We start from the raw sequence: 3,131 nt of genomic DNA on the forward strand, positions 1-3,131 counted from the left end.
CGTGACCGGTGATTCCGGCCTGAACGTGACCGATTTCGACTCCTGACCGGAATGACCGGTCACGATGCCGGAATCGGCGGTCACGATGCCGGAACGGTGCCGTATGCCACCGTGATGGTGTTGCGCAAATTCAATCACCCGTGGCGGGTAGCCTCCCGGCCTTTGGCCGGAGAAGGCGTTGCCCGCTGCAAGGATTCCAATGCGCAAGATCAAGGACGTTCTACGTCTCAAACTCGAAGCCCGCCTCTCGCACGAACGCATCGCCGAGGCCTTGGGGCTGTCAAAGGGCGTGGTGGCCAAGTACGCCAGCCTGGCTGCGGCCGCCGGCCTGGACTGGCCCACCGTCCAGAGCCTGAGCGAAACCGCTCTGGAGCGGCACCTGGTGGGCGGGCGCAGCGATCGCCCCAGCCAGTACCTGCTGCCCGACTTCGGCCGCGTTCATCAGGAACTGCGCCGCAAGGGCATGACGCTGATGCTGCTGTGGCAGGAGTACGTCGAAGCCCACCCTGAGCAGAGCACCTGGCGCTACAGCCAGTTCTGCGAGAACTACCGCCGCTACGCGCTGCGCCTGAAGCGCTCGATGCGCCAGATCCATCGGGCCGGCGAGAAGATGTTCGTCGACTTCGCCGGTCCGACGGTGGAACTGGCCGACGGCACCCGTGCCCACATCTTCGTCGCCGCGCTGGGCGCGTCCAGCTACACCTTCGCCTGTGCCACCCCGCACGAGCGCATGGCCGACTGGCTGCACGGCTGCGCCGAGGCCATGCGCTACTTCGGCGGCGTGCCGCAGCTGATCGTCCCGGACAACCCCCGCGCGTTGATCGCCAACCCGAACCGCTACGAGCCGCGGGCCAACGACACGGTGCTGGACTTCGCGCGCCACTACGGCTGCTCGGTGCTGCCGGCGCGCCCGCGCCTGCCGCAGGACAAGGCCAAGGTGGAGTCGGCCGTGCAGGTGGTCGAGCGCTGGATCCTGATGCGGCTGCGGCACCAGCGCTTGGACAGCGTGGACGACGTCAACGAGGCCATCGAGCCGCTGTTGGCGCAGCTCAATGCCAAGCCGTTCCAGAAGCTGCCCGGCAGCCGCGCGAATGCGTTTGCCGAGCTGGATGCGCCGGCGTTGCAGGCGCTGCCGGCGCAGCTCTGGGAGTACGCCAGCTACAAAACGGTGCGGGTGCACATCGATCAGCACGTGGAGATCGATGGCCACCGCTACAGCGTGCCGCAGGCGCTCGTCGGGCAGGTTCTGGAGGCACGGCTGACGACGCGTGGGGTGGAGCTGCTGCATCGCGGCCAGCGGGTGGCCGCCCACGCCCGCAACGCCCACCGGGGCGGCTTCACCACGGTGGTGGAGCACCTGCCGGCGGCGCACCGGGCGCACCTGCAGTGGACACCGGAGCGCCTGGTGCACTGGGGCCAGAGCATTGGCGTGGCCACCGGCCGCACGGTGCAGCGGCTGCTGGAGGAGCAGCGCCATCCCGAGCACGGCTACCGAGCCTGCCTGGGGCTGCTGTCGCTGGTGCGCAAGTACGGCAAGCCGCGGCTGGAGGCAGCCTGCCTGGTGGCCCTGGAGCTGGGCACGGCGCGCTACAGCCACGTGCGCGACATCCTAGCCAACGGCCGCGACCGGGTCCATGCCGCCGACACGCCGGAATGGACCAGCCCCCAGCATGCCCATGTGCGCGGCCCCAGCTACTACCCATGAACCGATACCAGCAAGGAACACCCGTGATGATGAACACCACCCTGGAGCAGTTGCGCGGATTGCGGCTGCACGGCATGGCCTGCGGGCTGCAAGAGCAGATGGCCGCCGGCGGAACGCACTCCCTGAGCTTCGAGGAGCGGCTCGCGCTGCTGGTGGAACGCGAGTTGCACCAGCGCGATGACAAAAGGCGCGAGCGGCTGCTGAAGGAGGCGCGGCTGAAATACCCGCAAGCCGCCATCGAAGATCTGGACGGGCGTCCGGGGCGCGGCGTCGATCGGCGTGCGGTCATGAGCCTGGCGCTGGGCGACTGGATCGACGCGGGCCATAGTGTCCTGATCACGGGGCCGACCGGCGCCGGCAAATCCTGGCTAGCGTGCGCGCTGGCGCAGTACGCCTGCCGCCGCGGCCACACCGCCGTCTACCAGCGGGTGCCGCGCCTTGGCGAGGAGCTGCGCATCCGGCATGGCAACGGCACCTTCGGCAAGTGGCTGCTGCAGCTGGCCAAGACCGACGTGCTGCTGCTGGACGACTGGGGCATGGCGGCGCTCGACTCGCAAACGCGTGCCGACCTGCTGGAGATCATCGACGACCGCGCGGCCAGCCGGGCCACCATCATCACCAGCCAGCTGTCCATCGAACACTGGCACGCCTGGGTCGGCGACGCCACGATTGCCGATGCGATCCTGGACCGACTGATGCAGCGACACCATCGGTTCACTCTGACCGGCGAGTCTCTGCGGCAGCAGGAGAACGTAAACAAGAAGGAGAAGACCAACACCCCATCGTGACCGACCAACCTAGAATCTGAGCGCGCAACACATCACGCGGTGACGGCGGTCACGATGCGCCGGAATCGTCGGTCACGTTCGCCGGAATACGCACATGGCATCACCGAGGCGGGCTGCCTGGCGCATGCGCGGCGGAAGTTCCACGAGCTGTGGGCCAACCACAAGAGCACGCTCGCAGAGCAGGCTCTCGCGCTGTTCGCCAGACTGTACGGGGTGGAGCGCGAGGTCGCCGAGCTGCCGGCGACGAGCGCTTGCGCATTCGCCAGTTGAAGGCCAGACCGGTGGCGGACGCACTCCACGCGTGGCTGATTGCAAACCGGCAGAAGGTGCCCCCAGGATCGGCCACCGCGACAGCCATGGATTACAGCCTCGGGCGCTGGCCGGCGCTGGTGCGCTACATCGATGACGGCAACCTGCCTGCGGACAACAACTGGGTGGAGAACCGGATCCGGCCGATTGCCATCGGTCGCAACAACTGGCTGTTTGCCGGCTCGCTGCGCGCGGGCAAGCGGGCAGCTGCGGTCATGAGCCTGGTGCACTCGGCTCGGCTCAACGCACATGACCCGTACGCCTACTTGAAGGACGTGCTCGAGCGCTTGCCCACGCAGCCCGCCAGCCGCGTCCAGGAGTTGCTGCCG

3 protein-coding genes and 1 pseudogene are annotated in these 3,131 nt (G+C 68.1%); 3 read left to right on the forward strand and 1 reads right to left on the reverse strand.

The features are described 5' to 3' along the window. The coding region (locus JWP65_RS07005; RefSeq protein WP_299761965.1) for a hypothetical protein at positions 1-213 on the reverse strand (213 nt) is incomplete at its 3' end. Between JWP65_RS07005 and istA the strand changes: the two genes are divergently transcribed. The 3 genes and pseudogenes from istA to JWP65_RS07020 all read left to right on the forward strand — a co-directional run. Further along, the gene (gene istA, locus JWP65_RS07010) at positions 179-1,705 is read left to right on the forward strand and encodes an IS21 family transposase (RefSeq protein ID WP_299761959.1); all 1,527 of its coding nucleotides are present in this window, start codon (positions 179-181) and stop codon (positions 1,703-1,705) included. The two genes, JWP65_RS07005 and istA, sit on opposite strands and share 35 nt — an antisense overlap. A gap of 23 nt (positions 1,706-1,728) precedes the next feature. After that, complete coding sequence (gene istB / locus JWP65_RS07015) at positions 1,729-2,493, forward strand: IS21-like element helper ATPase IstB (RefSeq protein WP_299761962.1); 765 nt, start codon at positions 1,729-1,731, stop codon at positions 2,491-2,493. Positions 2,494-2,589: 96 nt separating this feature from the next. Further along, positions 2,590-3,131, forward strand: a pseudogene (locus JWP65_RS07020) (IS66 family transposase); the annotation flags it as partial.

The organism is Ramlibacter sp. (genome assembly GCF_028292805.1).
Lineage (GTDB): Bacteria > Pseudomonadota > Gammaproteobacteria > Burkholderiales > Burkholderiaceae_C > Ramlibacter.